At 38.2% G+C, this 24,121-nt stretch carries 24 protein-coding genes, 1 pseudogene and 1 riboswitch; of the genes and pseudogenes, 10 read left to right on the plus strand and 15 right to left on the minus strand.

Annotation, left to right across the window (positions count from 1 at the left end; all coding sequences use genetic code 11):
* Positions 1-475 precede the first annotated feature (475 nt).
* The 8 genes from ASF99_RS00255 to ASF99_RS00290 form a co-directional block, all read right to left on the minus strand.
* On the minus strand, positions 476-1,909 hold the full coding sequence (locus ASF99_RS00255) for a hypothetical protein (RefSeq protein WP_055966333.1): 1,434 nt from the start codon (positions 1,907-1,909) through the stop codon (positions 476-478).
* Positions 1,910-2,081: 172 nt separating this feature from the next.
* Entirely contained in the window at positions 2,082-2,381 is a 300-nt protein-coding gene (locus ASF99_RS00260) for an SDR family oxidoreductase (protein WP_235515853.1), read from the minus strand.
* Positions 2,382-2,872: 491 nt separating this feature from the next.
* Positions 2,873-3,388 carry a DinB family protein gene (locus ASF99_RS00265; protein WP_055966347.1) on the minus strand — a complete coding sequence of 172 codons (516 nt, stop codon included), beginning with the start codon at positions 3,386-3,388 and terminating at the stop codon, positions 2,873-2,875.
* Between the two features lie 79 nt (positions 3,389-3,467).
* Positions 3,468-4,373, minus strand: coding sequence for a helix-turn-helix transcriptional regulator (locus ASF99_RS00270; protein WP_055966350.1), 906 nt, complete (start codon positions 4,371-4,373; stop codon positions 3,468-3,470).
* A 673-nt stretch (positions 4,374-5,046) separates the two neighbouring features.
* Positions 5,047-5,292, minus strand: coding sequence for a DUF2164 family protein (locus ASF99_RS00275; RefSeq protein WP_055966353.1), 246 nt, complete (start codon positions 5,290-5,292; stop codon positions 5,047-5,049).
* A gap of 110 nt (positions 5,293-5,402) precedes the next feature.
* On the minus strand, positions 5,403-5,816 hold the full coding sequence (locus ASF99_RS00280; protein WP_055966355.1) for an SRPBCC family protein: 414 nt from the start codon (positions 5,814-5,816) through the stop codon (positions 5,403-5,405).
* A 110-nt stretch (positions 5,817-5,926) separates the two neighbouring features.
* Positions 5,927-6,706 carry an O-antigen polymerase gene (locus ASF99_RS00285; RefSeq protein ID WP_055966358.1) on the minus strand — a complete coding sequence of 260 codons (780 nt, stop codon included), beginning with the start codon at positions 6,704-6,706 and terminating at the stop codon, positions 5,927-5,929.
* 619 nt (positions 6,707-7,325) lie between these two features.
* Positions 7,326-7,508, minus strand: coding sequence for a hypothetical protein (locus ASF99_RS00290; RefSeq protein ID WP_055966359.1), 183 nt, complete (start codon positions 7,506-7,508; stop codon positions 7,326-7,328).
* Between the two features lie 592 nt (positions 7,509-8,100).
* On the opposite strand from ASF99_RS00290, the gene ASF99_RS00295 reads away from it, so the two are divergent.
* From ASF99_RS00295 to ASF99_RS00325, 7 genes are all read left to right on the plus strand, one after another.
* Positions 8,101-8,487: a GntR family transcriptional regulator gene (locus ASF99_RS00295; RefSeq protein WP_055966362.1), complete on the plus strand. Its 387-nt coding sequence runs from the start codon at positions 8,101-8,103 to the stop codon at positions 8,485-8,487.
* The gene (locus tag ASF99_RS00300; protein ID WP_055966364.1) at positions 8,480-9,160 is read left to right on the plus strand and encodes an ABC transporter ATP-binding protein; all 681 of its coding nucleotides are present in this window, start codon (positions 8,480-8,482) and stop codon (positions 9,158-9,160) included. The genes ASF99_RS00295 and ASF99_RS00300 overlap by 8 nt, the downstream gene beginning before the upstream one ends.
* Positions 9,157-9,975 carry a hypothetical protein gene (locus ASF99_RS00305; protein ID WP_055966366.1) on the plus strand — a complete coding sequence of 273 codons (819 nt, stop codon included), beginning with the start codon at positions 9,157-9,159 and terminating at the stop codon, positions 9,973-9,975. Before ASF99_RS00300 ends, ASF99_RS00305 begins: the two co-directional genes overlap by 4 nt.
* 19 nt (positions 9,976-9,994) lie before the next feature.
* Positions 9,995-11,077, plus strand: coding sequence for a hypothetical protein (locus tag ASF99_RS00310; protein WP_055966368.1), 1,083 nt, complete (start codon positions 9,995-9,997; stop codon positions 11,075-11,077).
* Between the two features lie 117 nt (positions 11,078-11,194).
* A riboswitch (TPP riboswitch) is annotated at positions 11,195-11,295 on the plus strand.
* Between the two features lie 135 nt (positions 11,296-11,430).
* Positions 11,431-12,183: a 3-oxoacyl-ACP reductase gene (locus ASF99_RS00315; protein ID WP_055966371.1), complete on the plus strand. Its 753-nt coding sequence runs from the start codon at positions 11,431-11,433 to the stop codon at positions 12,181-12,183.
* 55 nt (positions 12,184-12,238) lie between these two features.
* On the plus strand, positions 12,239-13,543 hold the full coding sequence (locus tag ASF99_RS00320) for an LLM class flavin-dependent oxidoreductase (protein WP_055966373.1): 1,305 nt from the start codon (positions 12,239-12,241) through the stop codon (positions 13,541-13,543).
* 330 nt (positions 13,544-13,873) lie between these two features.
* Positions 13,874-14,170 carry a hypothetical protein gene (locus ASF99_RS00325; protein WP_055966374.1) on the plus strand — a complete coding sequence of 99 codons (297 nt, stop codon included), beginning with the start codon at positions 13,874-13,876 and terminating at the stop codon, positions 14,168-14,170.
* A gap of 9 nt (positions 14,171-14,179) precedes the next feature.
* On the opposite strand, the gene ASF99_RS00330 is transcribed toward ASF99_RS00325, so the two are convergent.
* The 7 genes and pseudogenes from ASF99_RS00330 to ASF99_RS00355 form a co-directional block, all read right to left on the minus strand.
* The gene (locus tag ASF99_RS00330) at positions 14,180-14,764 is read right to left on the minus strand and encodes a transposase (RefSeq protein ID WP_082486922.1); all 585 of its coding nucleotides are present in this window, start codon (positions 14,762-14,764) and stop codon (positions 14,180-14,182) included.
* A pseudogene (locus ASF99_RS17760) lies at positions 14,704-15,009 on the minus strand (IS30 family transposase); the annotation flags it as partial. The gene ASF99_RS00330 and the pseudogene ASF99_RS17760, both read right to left, overlap by 61 nt.
* A gap of 390 nt (positions 15,010-15,399) precedes the next feature.
* Positions 15,400-16,419, minus strand: coding sequence for a tyrosine-type recombinase/integrase (locus ASF99_RS00335; RefSeq protein WP_055966379.1), 1,020 nt, complete (start codon positions 16,417-16,419; stop codon positions 15,400-15,402).
* A gap of 598 nt (positions 16,420-17,017) precedes the next feature.
* Positions 17,018-17,974 (minus strand): sensor domain-containing diguanylate cyclase, encoded by a 957-nt coding sequence (locus ASF99_RS00340; RefSeq protein ID WP_055966381.1) that lies wholly within the window; start codon positions 17,972-17,974, stop codon positions 17,018-17,020.
* Positions 17,975-18,190: 216 nt separating this feature from the next.
* Positions 18,191-18,640, minus strand: coding sequence for a DUF1569 domain-containing protein (locus ASF99_RS00345; protein ID WP_055966384.1), 450 nt, complete (start codon positions 18,638-18,640; stop codon positions 18,191-18,193).
* 392 nt (positions 18,641-19,032) lie between these two features.
* The gene (locus ASF99_RS00350) at positions 19,033-19,335 is read right to left on the minus strand and encodes a hypothetical protein (protein ID WP_055966386.1); all 303 of its coding nucleotides are present in this window, start codon (positions 19,333-19,335) and stop codon (positions 19,033-19,035) included.
* 456 nt (positions 19,336-19,791) lie between these two features.
* The gene (locus tag ASF99_RS00355) at positions 19,792-20,880 is read right to left on the minus strand and encodes a GGDEF domain-containing protein (protein ID WP_055966389.1); all 1,089 of its coding nucleotides are present in this window, start codon (positions 20,878-20,880) and stop codon (positions 19,792-19,794) included.
* A 307-nt stretch (positions 20,881-21,187) separates the two neighbouring features.
* On the opposite strand from ASF99_RS00355, the gene ASF99_RS00360 reads away from it, so the two are divergent.
* The 3 genes from ASF99_RS00360 to ASF99_RS00370 all read left to right on the plus strand — a co-directional run bounded on the left by ASF99_RS00360 (position 21,188) and on the right by ASF99_RS00370 (position 23,519).
* Positions 21,188-22,162 (plus strand): helix-turn-helix transcriptional regulator, encoded by a 975-nt coding sequence (locus ASF99_RS00360; protein ID WP_055966392.1) that lies wholly within the window; start codon positions 21,188-21,190, stop codon positions 22,160-22,162.
* 71 nt (positions 22,163-22,233) lie between these two features.
* Entirely contained in the window at positions 22,234-22,881 is a 648-nt protein-coding gene (locus ASF99_RS00365; RefSeq protein WP_055966394.1) for a type 1 glutamine amidotransferase family protein, read from the plus strand.
* A 116-nt stretch (positions 22,882-22,997) separates the two neighbouring features.
* Positions 22,998-23,519 (plus strand): MepB family protein, encoded by a 522-nt coding sequence (locus ASF99_RS00370; protein ID WP_055966397.1) that lies wholly within the window; start codon positions 22,998-23,000, stop codon positions 23,517-23,519.
* Positions 23,520-24,121 lie beyond the last annotated feature (602 nt).

Genomic DNA, 24,121 nt, shown 5'->3' on the forward strand with positions numbered 1-24,121 from the left:
TCCAATTATACGTGAGTTCTTACAACAAGGAGAAAAACAGAAAATTAAACAGAACATATGTTCCTAATTTGTTGCTTATTGCTTCATATACGACCATTTATATTGGTACTACTTTACAGATCTTTTAAAATGATCGTTTATATAAATATATGAGTGTGATTATCAAAGTGTACATGAGCATGGCTGAGTGCTTAATGCTGCTTATCTTTGATTATTGTATTGCTGTTAAAGCGATCATAAAGCGACCATATTTTTCAATGGCAACATGACACGATAGCTAATCTCGATTTAATAGGACAAAGACAATGTAGATTAAGGATATGAGGAAAAACGCTTATTTACCATCATATAGTTTTAAGGAAAATCATAACTAGCATTCAAAAGAGCGTACGAGATTCATGATCTCATACGCTCTTTTATTTGAATCTATGAAGAATGGAAGAAGACTACTTTCTATTGATCTGCTTGATATTACTTATAGGAGAAGGGCATTGCGGCGATCATCATGTTCCCAGCGTTCCAAGGGATGGAAGTATAAGAAATAGTAGTCACCGGACCGATGCCAATCTTGAATGATAAAATCAAGTTCTTTGATACGATCCAAGTTAGTTTCAAGCTCTTTCAAGTTTTCTGCTTTTCGACTCTTATTAAATCGAATCGAGTGTGTAAACTGCCGCCAATGTCGTTTCGCGGGCATTGCTTCGTTTAACTGATACGAGTTAAGTCGTTCCTTTTGAAGTACAAAGGATAAATGATAAGCGAACGTTCCTTTTAATCGCTCAATTTGTTCACCATAGATGCTAATGATCTGTTGTTTTAATAAATCATCATAGACTTCCTCTGAGACAGTGACGGTAATTTGTGTGTCCCGCTTAACAGATGAAGCATTACTAATTTTAACCGAGGAGAAGAGACCAAAGATCGAGAGGTCCCCTTCCTCATTTCTAACAGCTACGCGATAATAACCGAGTTTTACAAGACGTTGGGTTGTGAGAGTATAGCTTTTCCCGCTATCGTTTCCATAAATCTTTTTGACAAGTTTTGAGATTGGGAAGACGATCTTTCGACTCGTTTGAAACGTCACATCGCGATATGACAGAATTTCGTTAAAGGCCTCAAAATCACGAGCATCAAGATCGGGGACTTTACCGTCGAGTTCTGCAAGAAACTCGTTACTGACGAGAACCGATAAATTCGTCGGTATACCTTGTTTGTATTTAGGAACGACAGCGGAGAAGTCGTGGAGATCAAGAGATAAGTCCGTCAACATACCTTCTCCTTGATTGAACTTTTCCGTCGTATTTTTCATGCGATCAGCGATTCCAAAGAATGGTACCGTAATTGAGGTAGAAGTGGCAACGTGTGCTTTTGGTTGCGCACGTTTCAATTCCTTCGCAACCTCGCCAATAACCATTAGAATATCGGTCCGCATTGTTGTCGTTTGCTGATTCTTCGTTTTTTGTCCCCAGTGCGGATACGTATGAATCAGCAAGTTGTTATTTTCAGCCCATTCTTCAAGTTCCTGTATGTGTTCTTGCATCAATTTCTCAACACTATCAGCGGAGAACTTTCGCTGGAAACCTTCTTTTCCCGCAATGTCCCAGTACTCTAAATACATCTTATGAAGTCCTCGTAGTTCTTTCATCGGACCTTTATTCTCAACGTAGTTTTTTACGGCTGCCCGTACCCAGCGCCGTTTTAATTTCTTAAAGGAATAATAGCGAAGCTTGGTATAAACATCTTCTTCATTTTGAAATTCATAATATTCTTCGTAAAGTTGATTGACATAAGCTTCGACATCAATAATATCGATAGAAATCAGTTGTTCGGTGACATCGTTTTCAAGCAATGTCTTCGCTGCTTGAGATACAACAAGTTGTCTATGTTGGACGGATGAGGTAGAGTCCATAATGCACGCCCCCTTAATTCGATATAGCTAGCATAGCATGTCTGAAGAGTAGTAGGGAAATTAGATAAAAGTGTGCGCCGGCGCACACTTTTTGAAAACAGATATCGATTTAAATCTGTCTTGTGTCGTTTAAAAATTAAAGTGTTTGACCATTATCCATCACGAAGACTTTTCATGTTATGGATGGTTGTGTCAACTGGAATAGAATAGCCTCTGCGATATCCTCCGGTGTGGAGATTCTCTTTAAGGGAAGGTTACCTGCTAAACCATGCATCCGTTCCTCAATCCCAGCCCACCAATGCGTGGCGACCGCTTCAGAAGAGATACAATTAACGCGAATGTCAGGTGCGAGTGAGATGGCAAGTAAATCTGTCATTGTATGAGTGGCCGATTTCGTAATGCATAAGGAATGAAAGAACCGATACCGTATGCTCTCCAAGATGACGATTGCATCTTCGAATTGTTTTTTCATGTGCGGGATGACAGCCTCTAAGAAAGGGAACATACCTTTTACATTAACTGCAATGTAGGGACTCTATATTTTTTCCGTCACCTCATTCACAGGAGTTTGAGAAGTAATGCTTTCGTTGCTCACTAAAAACTAATCCTCCCAAACATAGAGATGGTATAAGAGATTACATCTAAAGCCTCACGTTCTTACGAAACATCAGTCTGATACGTATAAATTGGGAAAACATAAAGTAGATAAGGTTTCACGTGAAACAAAACTGTATATACTGCGAAGAAACCTTTTAAAAAAAATGAGTTGATCGATGAGAGAATAAATTAGTTGATGAAACATGTATGAAACGAAATTGCGCCTTCGATTTTTATTCTTAGGATATAGTTCGTGTATCTTCAAGGCTTACCATAAATCATATAAGCAAAAAAGTGTGCGCCGGCGCACACTTTTTTGCTTTAAAACAGAATTTCTAATTGCTTACTAACTATTAATACGTCCCTTCATAATGTAACTGTTGTGTCTTCATACCAAAAAAGAGAATAATCCATCATGAGTGAAGTTTCATTTTGTTCTCTAAGCATGGTAGTGATATTCCCTAAATGGTACGTCCCATGGTTAGATACGTGTAAGAGAATTTCTTCAAAGGTTGTTTGCCGCGTACCAGACCAAGGGTTGTTTACATCTATCATCACAGTGAGGTCTAAGTTTTTGTTTAAGAAGGTTTGATATTTTGATCCGACATTTTTGAATGCCATTTTGAATTCTTCAATTGTATATTCATCAGTGAACGGTATTTGACTCATCGCATCTTGTAATGCTTGTTGAAGATCTACTTTTTCTAGAATTTGAATCCACATGGTATCAACAGCAAGAATATGGCTAAGTGTTTTAGCAATACTGGGATAAGAGCTTTTTATCTCATTTTTTAAAACTTCTTTCGGTAATTCATTTAGATGATCTAACATCGTGTTCATTGCCCATTCATGATAAGAAATCATTGTTTTTCCCGCATTCATTTAAATCGCTCCTTTAATAGTAGTAGTATTTGTTGTCTAACTACGTTGATTATAAAAAAGGATATATGACAACTGATTGTCATATATCCTCATATAATCTGACTATTTTTTTAGCTTCATTTTTTAAAACATCCTGTAAGTACAGAGGATGAATAACAACGACTCCTGATCTAAAACTTAATAATATGTTGATAAGCCATTCTGCATTTAAGGGTGTGGGCAACATCAATGTCACGGTAACACTCCCATCTTCTTCTTGAATCATCGATTGATGGTTAAAATAATTCAATATTAAATGGATGGATTGAGGATGGACACGTAGAATGATACGTTCTCTTGGGGGATCAACTAATGGACTCTCTTTCGGTAAAGAATGAGAATCCATATTAGAGGTAGTCAATCTCTGAAGATGAAGGATATGCGATACTTTAAATTCTCGATAGTCATTTCTTAAATGACAATAAGCGTATAAGTACCAAGTCCGGAATTTATACTGTAGAGAAAGCGGATCGACCTCTCGCGTAGTCTGTTCATTTTGAGCACTAATATATTGAAAGCTAATTCGTTTTGATTCTTTAATGCTTTTTTGTAAATCAATTAAATCAGAAGGATCAACAGAAAAATGCGTTAAATCAATGTGTAAGTAGTTCTTTTGTTCTTCTTCTGTGAGAATAGATAAGCGATCAAGTGTTTTTTTGAGATCTTGATCATTTAATTGATCCGATAAGCTTTTTACTAAAGATAATACCTCAACCATAGAAGAAGTATCTAAAAACGTTTTATCCCATTTGTAGTTCTCCATAATACCAAATCCGCCGTTTGTTCCATGGTATGAGGTAATTGGAATACCGGCTGCACTGATCGTTTCGATATCTCGATAAATCGTTCTTTGAGAGACATTTAATTCCTCGGCTAATTGTGTCGCAGAAATAGTAGAGCGATGTAGTAATTTAAAAATAATAGCTAGTAAACGTTCAAGTTTCAATGTATTCTCCTTTACGCTAAGCACAATAACGGTTTTATTATGTATTTCTTCTTTTAAGTATATAAGATTTATTTACAAAAAAAAAAACACTTTAATAACGTTAAAAAATACAAAATAAAAAGTATGCGCCGGCGCATACTTTTTATTATTTCACTCACCATAATCTTAATAAAAATAGTTAATATACATTTAACCCGAAATGTTCATTATACCTATTCCATTTTATAATGCATTGGGTAGTAAAGCTTAAGCATCTAACACTGTAAAATAAAAAACGGATATTTATAAAAAAATGTATACTCCATCTTGGAAATCTAAAAGCAAGGGTTTCGTTTAAGAATCAAAGTATGTTAGAATTCAGGTCAATTCAACTATACATTTTAGTTCAGCTAAAAGGAGAGTGGCGGAGATGGATCAGATCGCATTCTTAGAAGTTTTAGGTAATATCTTTTTTATCATGGTCGTTCTCTATTTTATCTATAAAATGATTCAATATATTCGATTGAAATGATCCTACAGTACATATAGCTTAGATTAAATAAGTAAGATATAGTGATTTACATAAATAAAACTCTGTATGATATGTTTTGCATAATAGTAAACAAAAATTAAAAAGTGTGCGCCGGCGCACACTTTTTAATTAGAACAGAATGAAATGATGTCTCTATCATCATTATTTAGATAGTGGACGTTCAAGCGTTAACAATTCATCATCTAATGAAGAGAATTGGTTTAACACCGCTGCATGAGCATCTTGTATCCCCACATTATAAAAATGAACGGCAATCGATTCTTTGATGAAATCCAAAACACGTTCTGCGGCGAACTCGGATAATTCTTCATCGCGCTCTTCTAGGAAAAAATCTTGAATGGACTGAATAATTTGTTGGTGCTGTTCTTTATTAAACCGATCAAACATGACGACACTTCCTTTTGCTTTAATAATGTCTAACCTAAAAAAAACTATACGGGAGGTCGTCTTGAAATCACAGACTATACTTTGGCAAAGAAAAATGTACACGCCTTTGATTAAAGAGTTTCTTTCAATTTTTGCAACATCCCATACCAGCCTTGGGACATGAAATTACGAACTTGACCTTGTGGTTGCTTTACCTTCGGGACAAGATCATTCGCATTTTTCCAACCGCTATGATTCACCGTAAAGATTGTAAGGTCATTCATTGTACTTAAAGAAAAAGTTACAATCCATCCATCCTCATCCCAACGGAATGACAATTCTTTCTCTGGCAGTACGCTGAGTACTGTACAAGGAGATGGACCAAAAGGGGATTGAAGATGAAACTCATATCCTGGACGTGCAATGAGATCATTCGGCATAAACCATTGTGATAGAGAACGAGCGGTCGAGATTCGATCCCAGACCTCTTCAATAGGAGCTTCAATGGAGACCGAATGATTGATGTCTTCTACACCTTGATTCATGATATATTACCACCTAATCATTTTTTATTGATTTCATAAAGTAAAGTTGGATAAGAAAAAAAGATACATGTATGAAAAATACGACATGCGAAAAAGATCTGACAAAGAAATCAGTTCCAATCACAAGCATTCCCGTCGTTATCACGGTCTAAGTCATGAGGATCGTTGACAGGACCTCCGGCAGCCAGATAAAAATCTTGAGCAGCCTGTGCGCTTGAAAAATCACCACAATCTCGATCTGCGCCATTCGGATCGTATTCTAACTCTGTTGCGACTTCTTCTTCTACATATTCTTCTTCAGGGATTTCCTCGTACTCCTCGTCAGCAAGGTTTTCCGATTCTTCCATCAAAGTTTCAATACTTGCTAAGGATGACTGGAGTTCATCCACTTTCTCTTCGGCCGCGATTCGTTTTGTCTCTTCTTCTTTCAATTCACTTTCAAGGGCAGAACGTTTGTCTGCTTCCTCTTGATAACTTTCAACCGCTTGTAGGCGTAATTCTTCCTTGCGTGTTAACCCCTCTTTCAACTTTTTTATTTCTTGTTGCTGTTCTTTAAGCTTACGTTGTGTATTTTGCAAAGATGTTTTCAATTCCGTCGCTTCTTTTTTAAATGCAATTAACGTTTTCGAGTCTTTTGAAGAAGACTTGATTTCTGCATTTTGCGTCTCTGTTCCTTTCACCATATAGATAGAAATTGCAAAAGCGATGAAAACACCTAGCCAAACAACAACCACGGGATATTTGACAGGACTGCGAAGTCTTGGTTTGAAGTAGAAATATAGACCTAAAATAGTGATAAATAGACCAATGATACTCCAAAAGGTGATGGTAAACAGTAAAAGGTATACAATCGCAATCACGACAAGTAGAATTCCTCTACGAATCTGCATATATTCACCTCCTTTTTAATGAAATGTATACGTTATTTTTATTTTACAGCTTAGTAAGAAAAAAACATTAAATACGCTAAATTTTATTTTCTTTTCATATATTTTTCGAATTAAAGATAACTTTGTTAAGAGGTAAAGTACTAGTTTTTACTGATCTAGCGATAGGGATACATAAATTAAGTAGATGTAAGTAATTATTCAAATCATCATTAGAACCGATATCTTCTAAAATAAATGATGTGAAATAAGCCAAAATCACCTTAAATCTATTTACATGTCTTAAATCTTTAGAAATACAAAGTAAAGAATTAGAATGTCATGGGTACGTCAAGCGTAAGTCATTGGATGTGGACAAAAGGAGTGGAACGGACGAACTGTATTGTTATAAGACTCAATTAAGATAGAAAAATTTTTAAAAATTGAAAACAGCATGTCATAAGGCGATGAGAAACCTTGAGCCATGCTGTGACAATGGTCGATTATCTGAGAAAACACGATTAAATTTCTAGATGTAATTAAATATTTCAAAGTATGTTCAAGATTTGATCTATCAACACAGGTGAAAGAGAACTGCCTCTTATGTATGAATCCTGTGCTTACTCAGACATAGTAAAGACGGTTATTTCAAACGATCTCTGTCACTTTTAATAAAAAGACTAAGTATATTGATGACCAGTCCGATAAAAGAAATCGTCAGACCAAATTTTGTGCCTAACAGATAGCCATACCCAGTTGAACTGTATGCGATCATGATAGCGACTCCAAAAAGTATAATTGCAATTCCTAATAGTGAGTATTTCATTGTATACCTCCTTATATTAGGTCAAAGACCTCTAAATTTTACTATAGCGTATTTGAAATAGACTTCACTATTTTCATACTAATTGCATAAATAACAATTTATCTCATCGATAGGTGTGTTGCAAAATAAGAGGACTGAATAGACGATTTCGCTTGTTTTCAATCCTGTGCTCATACTTTTTAAAACAAATGAGATAGGATACCTTCTTATAAATTCGTAACCATAATAAAAAACATACTTATTTAGTAAAATATTTTATTTAAGTAATTTCGCTTAATCTTTTAATTCTTTTTGTTTTTGAAAAGAAAACTATAACATGTTGGTTTGCTATAAATTGATTAGAACATCCAGCGATGCCTCCATATTTCTCAATCCTTTAAATGGAGTGATTTAAGGATTTTTTTATTAATTCTATATTTTAGCCTTTTATTAAAAAGCGAAATTTTTATCATAAACAAAAGTAAGTCATATCAGTTATTTAAAATCAAACTGAAAGATTTAAAAAATAAGCGTTGACTTATCACTGTACTGCACATATCATACAGTTAAGAAGTGTATTATTGTTTTAATACAACGTTCATCAAGAGAGGTGATGTTATTGCATTTTGATCAACGTAGCCCTATTTATCTACAGGTTCTCCATTGGTTTAAAAAACGAATCGTTATAGGTGAATTCAAAAGAGGAGAAAGTATCCCTTCGCGTCGAGCATTAGCAAGTGAGCTTAAAATTCATCCTAATACCGCGCAAAAAGTATATAAGGAACTAGAGGAGCAGCGGTTGATTACAACCGACCGTAACGTACCGAGTAAGGTGACGATGGATCAATCCATCATTGATCGAGCGCGAATAGAGCTTCTTGAAAATGCAGTGAAGCAATTCGTAGAGTCGATATATGCGATCCAGATTCCATTAGAAGAGGTCATCATTAATTTTGAAAAAGAATACAACATTCGAAAAAGGAGTGAGCTAGATGCTTGAAGTCCGTGGATTACGAAAATCATATGGTCGAAAAAAGAATGTCCTGAACGATGTATCGTTCACTGTTCCATTAAATCAACTTACCTGCCTTATTGGATTGAATGGAGAAGGCAAATCCACCATTTTGAAAGCGATCATGGGCTTAGTTCCAGTGGATGCTGGAACAATCAAAGTGGATGGGAAAACGATACATGATTCCATCGCGTTTGTACCCGATCTTTCAACAATGCCTGGATACATGAGTGTCGGAGAAGCTATCGCTTATATGCGCGACTACTATCCGGATTGGAACCAACAAGTAGCAGAGGAACTGATGGGGTTCTTTAAACTGATGGCGACAGACCGCATCGCCAATTTATCGAAAGGGAATAAAGCAAAGGTTAATCTATTGATTGGATTTGCGATGAATCGACCTTACTTACTGCTCGATGAACCGTTGGCTGGGATTGATTTATTTACGAAAGAACAAATTGCGTGGATCTTCTCTAGTCACTATATGGAAGGGAAGGGCATCTTGATGACGACTCATGAGATTGCAGAAGTGGAACATCTCATCGACCGCGTTATTTTTCTTCAGAACGGGACCATCATACAGGAAGATGACTCGGAAGAGATGCGTGAGCTTTACGGGAAATCAGTACAGGATCGAATGAGGGAGGTTTATCAGACATGAAGAAATTCTTTATGCTATCAAACGAGGAAATCAAGCGAAGCTTCAAACTATACCTTTCGATATTGACGATGTTAGTGATTGTTGAACTCACATCGGTCGTATATCAGGTTCTTCATTATCAATCCAAGCTGGAGGATTTGATGAAAAAAGAGCGACTTACGGAAATGGAAGCTGTTGATCAACTGAATGGACCTTTGACGTTTGGCGATGCGACCAACTACTTCAAGTACATGATTGCCATCGGTATCATGTTCACGATTCTATATGCCTTTCAAATTTGGTACCGCGATTGGTATGGCGAGTCCAAGTACATCTACCGTTTATTGATGCTACCGGGTAAACGCATCACAATCCTCTTATCCAAACTGACAACAGTATTGGTATTTGTATGTGGTTTCATGGGCATCCAGTGGATCACGATTCTTATAAGTCGTCGACTCTACGAATGGTTACTCCCGGAACATTTACAAGCAGCGTCCAAAATCATCGGGGAGTCAGCTGCGTTGAACATGCTCTATACCTTCAATGTGATCGATACATTCGTCATTCTAGCGCTCGCACTCTTCGTCATCACGATGGTCTTCTTGTTCGTCTTGACGGAGCGGTCCTATCAAAAAGGGAAAGCTTTGCTGACGATCGCAAAGGATGTAGCGCTCTTGATCGTACCATTCATTGCATTACGTTACTTATTTGATTTGACTAGCATGCTCATTCCGAATCAACAGGTATTCGTCTATCTTTCCTTTATTCTCATCTATTTTATATATATAAGTTGGAAATGTGTTCGACTACTGAACCATAAAGTATCTATTTAATCATTAGAAGGAGGAAGTCATGAGACGATATAAGGAAATGATCATCGTAGGAAGCATTGCTGGCGTCACCTTACTCAGTTATTTTGGTTACGCTGCAAGCATTAAAGGATCGGATTATGAAGTCGAGAGTATACGAAAAGAAAATGCAGATGCTCTTAAAAAAGTAAACATCGAGATTGAAAATGGAGACATCAAGCCTACTCGATACAATATCCAATTGGACGGTCAAATTCATAGTGAGTCGCAGAACTATATCACAGGGTTGTTCAATAGCTATGCTGCAGACTTCCCTGCTGATTTCTATCGATTTCTTTCTAAGGAAGACGTATTTACTAGTGAAATGGGCTCGCGAACATACGGAATTGAAGTAAAGGCATCTCAGTTGAACTATCATTCTTATGACAGAAGTACACAGAAACAGTTTAAAAAGACGCTTTCTCATCGTTTAACGGTACCGGATCGTGAAATGGCTGACATCCGTGTCTTTCATCAAGACGGCATGAACGTATACGTCCAACGGGATGATCATGGAACAAAGGAAAAATCGACGGTGTTATTACTCAACCTTGCAAAAGGAAAAGTGGAGCCGCTTCAATCCGAGCAACTTAAGACTAATCAAGAACGTCATTATGTAGCAGTGAACGACTATGGAATTGTCTATCGTGAAATCGCATATGATGCGGAAGGGGTAGAAAAAGATAGCGCTTATTATCTAGATAACGGCAAAGGCATCAAACGAATCAAAGCACTTGATGCGTATGCAGCGGAAGGGAACTTTAATGCTGCTGAAAACAGCCAATCACTAATTGCTTACGGAGCATCTGACTCAGAAAAAAGTAAAAGTATTAAATGGAGCACCTATGACTTTAAAACAAATCAAGTCAAGCAACATAAAGTGGAAGGGCAGCATGCTTATCGCTTCAATGGCTCCTATACGATGATTGCGCAGGGAAAGCTATACCATATCGCTAATATCAATGATTCAGATTTCCAAGTCACGGTAGTCGATACGAAAAATGAATCGATTTCGTATCAAGGAATCATCAAAGATAAAAATGCTAAAAAGAATCGTTTGGTACAGGATGTCACTGTATCGGAGTAATCGTGATGGACTCATGATTCACCTCGTTTACTCGCTTCATAGAATACTAGAAATGAATTTATCTGTCAGAATCATTGACAGGGGTTTTCAAGACCACTACAGTGAAGATAACTTAAATAGAATCACTAGGGGTGTTATTAAACTGAGATGAGTAGCTACTCAAACCCTTTGAACCTGAACTAGGTCGTACTAGCGTAGGGAAGTGTAAACTCTGATGAACAAGCGGAGACGATGATATCGTTCTTTGCTATGTGATTATTTAGACGTGCGCAACTTTCCTTTTGGAGAGTTGCGTTTTTTGTTTACTAACTTCGCTATTTAAGTTGCAAAAATGGATGAGGGAGTGGACAAGAATGAGCAGAACAGTATTAGTGACAGGAAGTAGTCGAGGACTTGGGGCGACGATTGCAAGGGTGTTAGTGCACAACGGATTTAAAGTGGTGATCAATTACTTTAAAAGCAAGGATGCGGCAGAACAACTTGTGAGCGAACTGGGAGTAGAGAATGCAATTGCCTTGTATGCAGATGTCACGAAGCGGGAAGATGTCGAGAGCATGATGCAATCCGCAACAGCACATTATGGTCAAATCGATGTTGTCGTGAATAATGCGTTAGTAGACTTCAAATTTGATCCGGTTGCGCAAAAATCGTTTATCGATTTAGAGTGGGAAGATTATCAAAAGCAACTGGATGGAACACTTAAAGCAGCGTTTCACATCATTCAAAGTGTTCTGCCACAATTTATAGAACGACATAGCGGTAGTATCATCAGCATTGGAACAAACCTCTATCAAAACCCAGTCGTTCCTTATCATGAATACACAACAGCAAAAGCAGGTCTGATTGGCTTTACTCGAAACCTAGCCGCGGAGTTAGGTCAATATGGCATAAACGTGAATGTCGTCTCCGGTGGGTTATTGAAAGTCACAGATGCGAGTGCTGTGACAACCCCTGAAGTATTTGACTTAATTGCCCAATCGACCCCGTTGAAAAAAGTGACGAGCCCAGAAGAAGTGGCTCAACTGGTTGCCTTTTTGGCATCAGAAGTAGCATCTGGGATTACCGGTCAAAACGTAACAGTCGATGGTGGGTTAACGATGAATTAAAGCGGGCGTTTTAAAAAATTCTCAGCTTGTAAGAGAAGGGATTCGTGAACAGAAGATGACGAACAGAAATCAGTTAAATATCGGCGTTTTGTTATATGGATGTGGTCATCACCAAGCCGCATGGTTGATGCCTGATTCTGCAATTGAAGAAATCGGAGAGAGTCGCTATTATCAGCGTTTGGCTCAAATAGCGGAAGGCGGATGTTTAGATGCGGTATTTTTTGCGGACAATCAATCCTTTCCGGCTACCAATGCGACAGATTTACCTGCCTTTTGGTTGGATCCTTTAATTAATCTAACGGCTATTTCTCAAGTGACGGATCATATAGGATTAGTCTCTACGATATCGAGCACGTTCTCCAATCCGTATACAGTAGCAAGGCAACTTCTAAGCCTTGATCACGTAACGAAGGGGAGGGTAGGCTGGAACTTAGTGACCTCGATGACAGATTGGGAAGCACTAAACCACGGAATGGATGCACTTCCACCGAGGGAAGAGCGGTATAAAAAGGCGGACGAATTCGCTACATTGATGGAGAAGCTATTTTTATCATGGGATCATGCGGCTTTTCTCGCGGATCGATCAACTAACCGATTGATTGAGCCTGAAAGAATCCAACCCATCCATCATGCCGAATCCTACTATAGCGTAAAAGGTCCCTTGTCTACACCGTGTAGTCCTCAAGGGAAGCCAGTAGCGATGCAAGCAGGGGCGTCAGAACAAGGGATTGCCCTTGCAGCAAAACATGCGGATGCTGTCTATTCTGTGTCATGGAATTTTAAACAAGCCCATGCTTTTCGTGAAAAACTCCATAAGAAAATTACACAAACTGAATCACCAGATCGAAAGATTAAGATATACCCAGGCTTAGTAACGTATGTTGGTAAAACAAGAGAAGAGGCACTAGCCAAAAAAGCCGAACTAGATGAAAAATTACCGGTTGAAAATGCGTTGAAACAATTGAGTTTCTTTTTGCAGCAAGATTGCTCCACATGGGATCTCGAAGCAAAGATTCCGACCTTACCATCGATCGAGGAATTTTCCGGACCCATCGGACGCTATCGAACGATTCTAGAGATTATCGATGATACAGATCCGACGCTCAAAGAACTATTAGGCTATTTAGCAGCAGGAGGAGGACACCTAACATTGATTGGTACTCCGGAAGAAATTGTGGATCAGTTGGAATTTTGGTTTAACGAGGGAGTAGCAGATGGCTTCAACTTGATGCCGCCGTCACTACCGTCAAGTTTAGAAGATTTTGTAGACATGATCATTCCTGAGTTACAAAAAAGAGGATTGTTTAAAGTGTCCTATCAAAGTACTACATTTAGAGAGCATCTAGGTTTAATCGATTAAATTAGATGAAAAGTTTAGTTAAATTCCGAAAAGATTTCGAAGAAAGCCTTGAAGATCAAATATGAATCGGCGTGACTTAAGATTTACGAACTTTAAGATTTAGATGAAAGGAACGATACAAATCTCAGTGTTGCAAAATCTCGAATTGGAAGCTCAGCATCCAGAGGAAATTGAATTATATCGTGAAATCTCAGAGGCGCGATTATCGCGCTGTAAAAATATAATCACACTGATTTAAATGTTAAAAAGCGACATTTGTAATATGATAATCACAATTTTTAAAATTAAAATGCTATATTTTTCTTATACTAATTAAAGGGGGAGTTTTGTTTGGCTGGTACTTTTGATTCTTTGAATTCAATTTTTTACTTGTTAGTTTTTCTGGTTTTATTAAATGTAATCTTCTTGGTTATTCCATCTAAAATTTCGTCTTTTGTATACATATCATTTAATACAGTAGTCCTCGCCGTCATTTCAATCATGTTGTTTTTCAAAGCGGGTTCTTTAACTGACGATCTAAATAAAGATGGATCAAGCGTGCCATTTTATTTAACTATTATCATTGGAATTCTTGTTATTATTGCAATTCCATTAGGTCTTAAAAACAAAAAAGTGAAGAACTCTTAAGTTCTTCGCTCAGATTGTAGACAAACCCTCATTTCGTGATCGGAATGAGGGTTTGTTGTATGTACTCCCTATTAAAACGTATTGAAGACATGGATTCCAAAGGGAATCCCAGGACCAATTCGCAAGCTTTTTGAGGTTCAAGGCAATGAAAGTAAGCATCGCTTGAAGCGTCGTTTTTTTCAGCCCTCGATAGCGGCTCCAACGCATGCCATGCTTCTCTTGGGTGTCTGTGAATACACGTTCAATTGTTTCCTGGCGTTTTCGATACAACACACGATTCACAACTGTATGTCTGAGGTGCTCCACTTCATCCATTGCCTCTTGCCAGAGATGGCGATGGATGACTTTTCTGTGGTCGCGACACTGTGTACATTTGGAGAGAAGAGGACATGTCTCGTATACAAAAGGATTCGAGACATATTCACGGTACCCGTCTCGCGACGTCGTTCGGTAACGGAGAACTTGATTGTTTTCACATAAATAACAGTCATAATGTTCGTCATAGTAAAAGTCTTTTGTTTTTAACATTCCTTTCACCCCCTCTGGGGCGCGTATAAATAACTTGTTTGAGAAGATGATGGGCAATCTAAACATTTTCTTAGTCGATTGTTAATTCTAGAAAGTGCGTGATCTAATTCTGTCTTGTTGATCATTCCGAAGTTACTTCCCTTTTAGAAGGACTCACAGAGAAGACCGTTGTCATTCTCGTTGCTGCCACGTTTCCATGAAGAATAGGGATTCGCGAAGTACATCGGGATTCCCAGGAAATCCCGTATCCTTTCATGACAGCTGAACTCCTTACCCCCGTCCGTCGTCATGGTTAAGAACGTCCCCGATGGGAGTTCGATGCAAGTTCCTGTGTTTGTTAAAATACCTAAAGAAATAAATCTAAGACCTAATAGTGATGATGTTGTTCTTACTGATTTATGGATTTAATTTTGTGGTATGTGCAAATTCTTGATTGAATTACGTATTCGGTAGCAGACTTAGTTTGAACATATGCAAGCATTGAGCAAATTATGAACCTAAAGATAATTTTTTTATAATACATGTTATGAAGGTGTATTCGACTATCAGCTATTACATCTTGGTTCAATTGGTTCTATTAATATCTTTTTTCAATATTTGCTCATACCTATTTTTATCAACAGTGTTTCAAAGAATGCTGATAAAAGAGGACTGGGATTGATTGCATTACCTTAAAATAAATCTGTACAGTTTTCAAAACTTCAATCGTATGGTAATGCTTTAACGTCAGCTTTTTTTAACTGTTGAAGATACGCATTCGTAGTCATGATAGATTCGTGACCGGAAAGGTTCATGACTTCATATAAAGGAATACCATTCGTTAACAGCTTTGTGATAAAAGAACGTCGAAACCAGTGCGGTGAATTTTTTTGTGATGTCAATTGTGTTGAGGATAACTGGGCAATAAGTCTTAATGCTTCGTACGAGATAGAAGAATCTTTAGAACGAATATTAAAACAAATATAAGGATTCATTACTCCTTCAATTTGCATTAATTTCTTTAGCCGGTCGATGAGATGGATTGATTTTTGGGATAACGGGATGCGTCGCCACTTACCACGCTTCCCCTTAAATTCAATATAGTTATTAGTAGAGTGCTCTTGAACCTGGCTGAATTGCAGTGCTAGTAATTCACTGGCACGCATCCCTGTCGTCAACAACAGATAGCCCATTGTCTCATTCCGCAGCTGCAAAAGCTCGCGATGCTTTTTCTGTTTTACCGTGTGACGGAAGGCGAGAGCGATCGCTTCCATCTCATCGAAATCGATCTCGCGACGCAGCGGCTCCGGCTTCATCTGGTCCTTCACCTGTACTGACAGATCACGCGCGTGATAATCATTAACGTGTAGAAAGCGCAGGAAACGCCGCAACATGGCGTTGCGTCGTTTGACGGTCCGCGGTGCATATTGGTCATGAACGTCTTTTAAGTACTCGTGCAGGTTGAGGATCGTCAGCTGCTTGACGCCCTGTGTCTTCGTCACAAAGAAGCGGAGAATATAATCGAGATCTTGTTTGTAGGCCCGCTTCGTATGCGGGCTTTTTTGACTATAAATCGGAAACAACTCCGTCGCCCAGAACAGTTCGAAGATCTCAAGATCGCTCAGTGCTTCCATATTTAAATGATCGTTCTCAAGCACTGCGAGTAGCTTTTCCCGGCTATCGGCAAATGCCAGTACTGCTTCTTCTTTAATCACGATTTCGTTCATTTCTTCTTCGTTCATCAACTATCCTCCGATCTCTCTGCTCAACGCTTCCTCTTTTGACACCTTTTTTGTTCATTTGCTAAGTAAAACATCGATTATTTACGTATTACATTCAATTATGACTGATATACATGCGTATTTAAAATGTAATCGAGTAATTAATAATTGTATTACATCATTTATCCATATTCAGTATAACAAACAACTACTTGTGATAACAGCTAATTATCACAAGTAAATTAATTAAGGGTAAAAAGGTGACATAACACGATTATTGATGAAAGTGAAGACTGGACGTATTTTAAAGTCCTAGTAAAGGTTCCAGTTAGTGCAACTATTTTTTGTCTCACTAAAAAGAGAATACTATTTATTTTGAGACGAAAGAAAAATCAATGACTTATATCCTATATGATTGCCTAAGGGATGAGAGTGAGCAAAGAAAACACGAGGATCGGTAGAAGAATACTTATCTGTTAGTAGAAATTAATTGAAAGCTACATATAAAATAACATTATCGATGATGGGTGCTAATAAACTAACTTACTTCCTTTTATAGTTGTATGAAACAACTATAAAAGGAAGATAAGAAATTTTACTAATGGTGTATCGTAATCTTTTAATTGGTCAATGCTTTATAAAATTGATATGTGTTCTTCCCAGAAGCCTTTGCTGCATACAAGGCAACGTCTGCTTGTTGTAAAAGCGTTTCAACAGGTTGGTCATTCTCTTCGCTATACATTAAGATCCCGATACTCGTTGATACACGATAGGCAGATTCCCAGGTAGAGAGACTCATTAGGATGCGTGCTGCTAACTGTTCCCACTCTTCTCGCTCCCCTTGATGAGCGAAATGAAGAACAAATTCATCTCCTCCTAAACGAACCGCATGGGCATGAGGATATTCTCCCGCAAACTGTTGGAGTCGTCGAGCTACTTCTTGTAGGACACGATCCCCTACTTCGTGACCAAAGACATCATTAACATGTTTGAATCCATCCAAATCTAAAAAGAAAAGTGCTCCGGCATGGTGAGGGTGATCTTCGAAATATTTGCTGAGATAACGTCGGTTGTACAATCCTGTCAATGCATCTTTCCAAGCAAATCGTTCTAACTCTAAATAGTAAAGAAACAGACGGACAATGCGTTGCAATAGTTCAATATTTCTTTCCTCGTATAGGCTAACTTCGTCATTGATAGCGCATAGTGTACCGAAAGCCTCTCCATTCGTCAGTACGATTGGCATTCCGAGGTAAGATCGAACATTTGCTTGTTCAAGCGCTTCATTTAATCCTGCAAGATCCTCTTCCGCGGGTATGTTTTCTAACACCAATGGTATTTTTTTCTCGAAGTCTACTAAACTACATAATGAATGGTTTAGATCGAGAATCATGCCATCAGTCATGGGAATGTCGGCTTTTTTGTTTGCAATTTTAAAAATCAGTTGCTTCTCTTTCTCGATCGCTGATAGATACAGCATTTGATGAGGTAAAATCTCATGTGCAAATTGTAATACATCATCGGCCAGTTCATTAAAATTGTTATACATCTGCAATTCTCTAAAAGATTTCGTCATTTTAGCACCTCACTTGTATGGATTAGTAGATCAACCTCTCTTGGTTAGCTTTAGTATCGAGCAACTTAGAGTATATTTTTTATCTACAAGCTAATTCAACTTTATCGTTAACTTGAATTAATCCTAATGAAGCAGTAACTAAAATTTAAAAGATGAGAGTCTTTTTAAACTATTTTTATTCCATTAAATAAAAAATGAGGTAACAAAAGAAAGGGTCTACACACCAAACTGCTGTAAGTGATGATCAAGGTGTTTAAAGATTCCTTTCCCCCATTCCTCAGGAGTAAGCCTTCCGAAAAAAGGATGTGGATGAGTCGTACAACTTTCTGGACCGCTCATTTGGAAGATTTTAATTTTTTGTTTAAGTTTGTTCTTCTCATTTTCAAACTCTTTTGGATCAACAATCAAAATAGTTGGGATAGTAGACATATTCTTTGGTAACGGCTTGTCATTGTAAAAAATCGGTTTTGCTACTTTTCCTACAACGAAACCTAACCAACTTCTTGTTGGAGTAGAATATCCCATGGCGATGTCTTGAAAGGCGGAGCAATGAGCTAGCATTTGAGCGACATCCATCGCTCCCCACTTAGGTTGAGAGTTCTTATTTAATTTATCGATACGATTTAAGATTTCTTCCGTGCATTGAACATCAAAAATATTATCCATAAAGACCTCCCCTAGCGCATAAAAAAATGAATATGAACGTTTTGATATGTAGTAGTACTTCGACATTTATTTCATACCCACCTTCCATATTTTTCATGTTTTATTAGGAGATTGAACGTAAAAAAATTTATGTCATACGGATACCATAATCAAAAAAAGATTTATTCATCGATTTTGATGATAAACCTTCCTTTTAAATTTCTATTCGTGATTCAATTCTTTTACTTTTAAAATTTAAATACTAGTATTGTTTACATTGAGACTATGAAAAACAAGTGATATAGATGTAATGATAGAAAAAGCCCAATCTAGATAGACTCCTGAACTCCCCCCTTCGGTTTACTTAGAGGTGGTGGATTCCTGAGTGATTCGACCAATCGGTCGAAACGTGATCAGGCTAACTCCGTCGCTCTGGCGGTTGAAGAAGCTAAGATACGTTCTGCTCCTTGTTTGAGATTCGGTTCTGCGTTCATATCACGGTCGTGATGGATGTGGACGGACACACCCATCTTCAGCAGTTTGTTGATGTCCTGTGCAACGAGCAGGGAAACGAAGTATTTGCCTGAAGCGGTGCGTCGGATCGTCGCGTTCAGAATTCGTCCTGCTACCAGCTTCGAGTTCGCGAAACGTACCCACTTCAGATTTGGAAGTTTAATCATGTTGCCTAAAATCGAGACTTCCGGAAGTTGAGACATACCTTGGATGTTCGGCTTATAGAATTGGACAGGTTTCGCTTCGACTTGAAGCGTAGGCTTACGTTCTGCTTCTTGAAGAAACGAGCATCAATCATCTGCCAGATGCTTGATGCTCGTTTGTACGGACGTACTATCGACTTCTTTCAACAACGGAAGTAAGAGCCGTAAGAGAGCCCTTTTTCCGGTCTCTTAGTAAGTCTCTTCCCACTTCGATAAGAAATAGTTGAAGACAAAGCGCGAATAACCGTCGTCTTGATAATCAGAAATTTTTGCTCTTTCGTCGGGTGTAGTACGAACTTGTACGCGGAATGCTTTAACATGATGTGCACCTCCTTTCCAGATAATGTACTCGAAAGGGAGGTTGGCGATTCATCTCTCACTATTACTGGGGCTTCATCCACGACGTTTAGAAGTGGGAGTATTCTCACCTAATTTAGATAAAAATGAAGAAACCGGTTATATAGATTTAAAGACCTGATTTCGTCCGCGATGCTTCGCTTCGTACAGAGCTGCATCTGCACTTCTTGTTACTTCCATGAAGCTGACAGATGTTCGTGAATCACATGAAGAGATCCCGATCGATAGGGTAACATGAATGTACTCTTCCTGATGGATATGAAAGCGTGTCGATGCACAAGATACTCGAATGTCTTCTGCCAATTGATCTGTATAAGAAATGTGTGTTTCAGGGATAAGGAGCATGAACTCCTCTCCTCCATATCGACCGACGATACCATTATGCGGCGTGTGTTCTCCGAGCAAATCACTGATCTGTGATAAGATTTTGTCTCCTTGGTCGTGTCCATATTTATCATTAACGAACTTGAAGTGATCGATGTCAATCATCATGACCGTAAATGAGGGATGGGCAATCATAAAGTAGTCCACTTGATCTTCAAGGGCACGACGGTTATGAAGCCCGGTTAAAGAATCCGTCAGTGCTAATTCTTGATGTAGTCTCACTTGTCCATAATGTTGTTTGACATAATACAGGAATGAATGGATGATGACGGCTACTGAGGCAATATAAAAACTAAATAAAATCGCATTTTCCACAAAAGAATTCATGTCGTTTTCACTGATGTAGACGAGTGGCAAGTGGATAAGTAAACAGCAGGTGATAATAAGGGGGAGTGTCTTGAACTCGTCTCGTAATAAGTGCTTTAACAGTAAGACAATACTCAAGATGACGGTGTAAGTGATTAAGATCCAAGGGAATAGAAAAAACTCATCGTTCGTTAAGGTCACAACTTGCCACATCAACAGAATGAACCATGTGATGATCCCGTAACTTGTCCCCCCATAATAGAGGGCGATGATTAGCAGGACGATCGAGAAGTCGAATGTAAAACCGCGAAACGAGATCTCGTTAATGATTACCCAATAACAGGCAATCAGTGCTAAGATGATCACGAATAAGTACTTTTTCATAAAGGTAGTAGTATGCGACTCGATTGTAAGACGTTTGTAGCAAAAAAGAGAGAGTAGCACGAACAGTGCAATGAGCGCTAAATTGACTATTAAATCGTTTACCAGATGAATCATGACGAAATCTCCTCTCTTCCTAAAACCTCCCTATCTCTGCCGTTGATTTTTGAAAAATGAATCATATTAAGTAATAAATACCCATCTATTTCTTTTTTACGCCTAGTTCTAAAGTGCTTCTGAAATAAATCTTAGAACCCTTCTTTTTAATGCAAAATAGGTGAGATGATGCATTTAAAGGAGCATTTAATAAACAGGAAAATCATTCAAAACTGTATGTTTATGAGATAGATAGGGAACATAGCTAGCCTACATCATAAAGTTAAATGAACTAAAAAATGACAAAAATAAAAAAGAGGCGAGAATTGTGGCAAAAAGCGATAACTTACTTGCTATCTTATGGCTACTACGAGAAGGAAATAAAATCACGGCAAAACAAATCGCTGAACAGCTAGAAATGAATGTGCGGACCGTCTATCGGTACATGGATACGCTCTCCATGAGTGGAGTTCCTATTGTTGCTGAAACGGGTGTGAATGGCGGATATACTCTTTTGAATCATTTTGTAGATGCTCCTCTCTACTTTGATCAGGAGGAACAGAGTGCCCTTTACCATGCAGCGATCTTTGCTGAAAAAGCAGGCTATTACGGAAGTACAAGCTTACAGAATGCCATTTTAAAAATTAATCGACATTCGAAAGTAGAGGAGACGGATGCACTGCAGCTTCCGATTGATGCACTTGAAGTAGCGCATGAACATGTCCCATTAACTGCTTCCGCAGCACGTAATCTCTCCCGCATCGAGAGTGCGATTTTAAAGCGATTCAGTATCGAGATTATATATAGACGCCCTAACGCTGAAAAAACTGAGAAGCGTAGAGTAGATCCCTACAAGATTGTCTATTGGAAAAGTGCCTGGTACGTGACAGGACATTGTCATTTGAGAAACGCGATACGTAATTTCCGAGTAAACCGGATTGAACAATTGACTGTGACTGATCATCTCTTTCTCCTACCCGAATCATTCAGAGAATCAGATCTCTTTTTGACCGAACTCTTACCTAGCAGTGAAACGAATGAATCGAAGAAAATTGATCTTGTCATCAGAGGAACCGAGACAGCCATTGAAGAGCTTAGTCGTCACTGGTACTTGAAGAACTGTATCAAACAACAAGAACAGCGAGAAATTGTCTTTTTCATTGAGACTTCTGTGCTAGAAACATACATACCAGGCTTACTCATTACATATGGAACGGCAGTACAGGTACTCTCCCCTACGGAGGCTAAGCAACTGATTGTCGAGCGCCTTTTGGAACTAGTAGAATTTCATTCTCAAACTTGATCTTTACTGACGGTAGGTGTCAGGAAGACCATTCTAAAATAAGCCTATGGCATATTTAGGAGAGTGGAAAAATGACAAAGCAGATGTATCTTTATGTCTTCGATTCAGTATCGGATTGGGAATACGGTTACGTAATGGCTGAATTAAAATCAGGCCGGTACTTTAAAAGGGGTGAGAAGCCCTTACATGTCATTACTGTCGGTGTAAGCCGAGATACGATAACGACGATGGGCGGACTTCGCGTTAAGCCTGATATCACAGTTGAAGAAATGAACGTGAGTGAACAGGACTTAATCGTGCTTCCAGGTGGAGAAAGTTGGGGGCATCCAATACACGACCTTATGTTAAAACAAGTTGATAATGCCTTCAATCAAAGGGCATTCATCGCAGCAATTTGTGGTGCTGTCCATGGCTTGGCAAAAGCTGGTTACTTAGAACATTTCCATCATACGAGTAATGACCAATCTTATCTTGAAATGATCTATCCAGCATATCGAGGAAACACGTTGCATCAAAACGGTTCTGTCGTCAGAGACGGCCAATTGATTACGGCTTCCGGTGTGGCCCCGCTCGAATTTGCAAGAGAAACAATTGGCGCAATGGATGTCTTTCAACCGAATACGTTAGAAGCATGGTATCAGTTGAATAAAACAAACGATGCTACGTACTTTTATCAACTAATGTCGTCACTTCAAACAAAAGAAGGTTCTACAATTTAAGTATGAGTACTACGTGCTCTATTGAGATTTTATCAATAGCTGTGTTGTCGACAACTTTCGATGTTTGATATCAATTCAATTAACGCTCTAAGTAAGATAAAGGATGGTAGATAAGAATGGACGATTTTTGGATAGCGTTAGCACATATCAATGAACAACTATATGTACCCTGTGGATTGACGCCACATGCTATACGCGAAGAAGTGCAGAATGCTACATATGGAGCGGGACGATTCTATATCGGGGAAACTTCCGTTCGCTTTCGAGTTGCTAAAGTGACCCCCGCTAAACTCGGTCAGTTTGTAGTGATTTGGGAAAAGGATACACTGAATAAAAATCAACCATTTTCAGAGGAAACGGCGATGGATTTGTTAGTTGTGAATACGTTCACTGACTCGAATCGATTTGGTCAATTTGCTTTTCCGAGGGAAGTGTTAAAGGAACATAAGATCCTTAAGACGGATAAGACGAAAGGAAAAATGGCAATTCGTGTCTATCCGAGTTGGGACCAACCAGCGAGTAAACAAGCCATCGCAACACAAAAGTGGCAATTAGACTATTTTATAGAATTTGAAAGTCCCAATTCTCTATCGAAAGATGATGTACTTCGGCGTTATTCAAATGCTGCTAGAACGTAAAATGTTCAAACATAAGTCACTTGATGCTGATCGCGATAATCTGGTCTGCACATTTGATTATTGAGAGCAAGAAGAGAGCGCATTCTTTATGATGTGCATTCTCTTCTTTTTCGTATAAATAGCTATCGACTTACTTTAACTCAAGAAATAGTAGAGAAATCCCAACAAAATGAGAATAATCGGTAAAAAAATGAAGTACATCCACGACATGTTCTTAGCTGAGGCTTTATAGTCGTATTGTTCTTCTGAAGGTTTTTGACCAATTCTTAAGGTAAAGACAAGACCGATAAGGCAAATAACTAAAGCAATCCAAAATAACATCATCATATGTAATCATGCTCCCTTCATTCTAATCATAGCAAAGATGACGAACAAGAAACATCACATTACTATTTTGCAACTTAACAGTTCTACCAAGGAGTAATTAATTTTTGTAGTGTAAGGATAACGTTTCTTTTATTAATAGTATGTGAACTACAAAAGCTAGCGGAGAGTATGTTTACTCTCTTGTGCTGGGAATTTTGAAATGATTATTGGAAATTCTAAAAAAGAATGATTGACTCAATGCTGTACTATAGTTATGATACAGTAATTGGATGTAC

The sequence above is a fragment of the Exiguobacterium sp. Leaf187 genome (assembly GCF_001423925.1).
In the GTDB taxonomy this organism is placed as follows: Bacteria; Bacillota; Bacilli; order Exiguobacteriales; family Exiguobacteriaceae; genus Exiguobacterium_A; species Exiguobacterium_A indicum.

Bases quoted from the DNA above. Each gene is read 5' to 3' on its own strand.
- ASF99_RS00255 (WP_055966333.1), bottom strand. From the start codon at position 1,909: ATGGACTCTACCTCATCCGTCCAACATAGACAACTTGTTGTATCTCAA.
- ASF99_RS00260 (WP_235515853.1), bottom strand. From the start codon at position 2,381: ATGAAAAAACAATTCGAAGATGCAATCGTCATCTTGGAGAGCATACGG.
- ASF99_RS00265 (WP_055966347.1), bottom strand. From the start codon at position 3,388: ATGAATGCGGGAAAAACAATGATTTCTTATCATGAATGGGCAATGAAC.
- ASF99_RS00275 (WP_055966353.1), bottom strand. From the start codon at position 5,292: ATGTTTGATCGGTTTAATAAAGAACAGCACCAACAAATTATTCAGTCC.
- ASF99_RS00280 (WP_055966355.1), bottom strand. From the start codon at position 5,816: ATGAATCAAGGTGTAGAAGACATCAATCATTCGGTCTCCATTGAAGCT.
- ASF99_RS00285 (WP_055966358.1), bottom strand. From the start codon at position 6,706: ATGCAGATTCGTAGAGGAATTCTACTTGTCGTGATTGCGATTGTATAC.
- ASF99_RS00290 (WP_055966359.1), bottom strand. From the start codon at position 7,508: ATGAAATACTCACTATTAGGAATTGCAATTATACTTTTTGGAGTCGCT.
- ASF99_RS00295 (WP_055966362.1), top strand. From the start codon at position 8,101: ATGTTATTGCATTTTGATCAACGTAGCCCTATTTATCTACAGGTTCTC.
- ASF99_RS00300 (WP_055966364.1), top strand. From the start codon at position 8,480: ATGCTTGAAGTCCGTGGATTACGAAAATCATATGGTCGAAAAAAGAAT.
- ASF99_RS00305 (WP_055966366.1), top strand. From the start codon at position 9,157: ATGAAGAAATTCTTTATGCTATCAAACGAGGAAATCAAGCGAAGCTTC.
- ASF99_RS00310 (WP_055966368.1), top strand. From the start codon at position 9,995: ATGAGACGATATAAGGAAATGATCATCGTAGGAAGCATTGCTGGCGTC.
- ASF99_RS00315 (WP_055966371.1), top strand. From the start codon at position 11,431: ATGAGCAGAACAGTATTAGTGACAGGAAGTAGTCGAGGACTTGGGGCG.
- ASF99_RS00320 (WP_055966373.1), top strand. From the start codon at position 12,239: ATGACGAACAGAAATCAGTTAAATATCGGCGTTTTGTTATATGGATGT.
- ASF99_RS00330 (WP_082486922.1), bottom strand. From the start codon at position 14,764: ATGTTTAGATTGCCCATCATCTTCTCAAACAAGTTATTTATACGCGCC.
- ASF99_RS00335 (WP_055966379.1), bottom strand. From the start codon at position 16,419: ATGAACGAAGAAGAAATGAACGAAATCGTGATTAAAGAAGAAGCAGTA.
- ASF99_RS00340 (WP_055966381.1), bottom strand. From the start codon at position 17,974: ATGACGAAATCTTTTAGAGAATTGCAGATGTATAACAATTTTAATGAA.
- ASF99_RS00345 (WP_055966384.1), bottom strand. From the start codon at position 18,640: ATGGATAATATTTTTGATGTTCAATGCACGGAAGAAATCTTAAATCGT.
- ASF99_RS00350 (WP_055966386.1), bottom strand. From the start codon at position 19,335: ATGTCTCAACTTCCGGAAGTCTCGATTTTAGGCAACATGATTAAACTT.
- ASF99_RS00355 (WP_055966389.1), bottom strand. From the start codon at position 20,880: ATGATTCATCTGGTAAACGATTTAATAGTCAATTTAGCGCTCATTGCA.
- ASF99_RS00365 (WP_055966394.1), top strand. From the start codon at position 22,234: ATGACAAAGCAGATGTATCTTTATGTCTTCGATTCAGTATCGGATTGG.
- ASF99_RS00370 (WP_055966397.1), top strand. From the start codon at position 22,998: ATGGACGATTTTTGGATAGCGTTAGCACATATCAATGAACAACTATAT.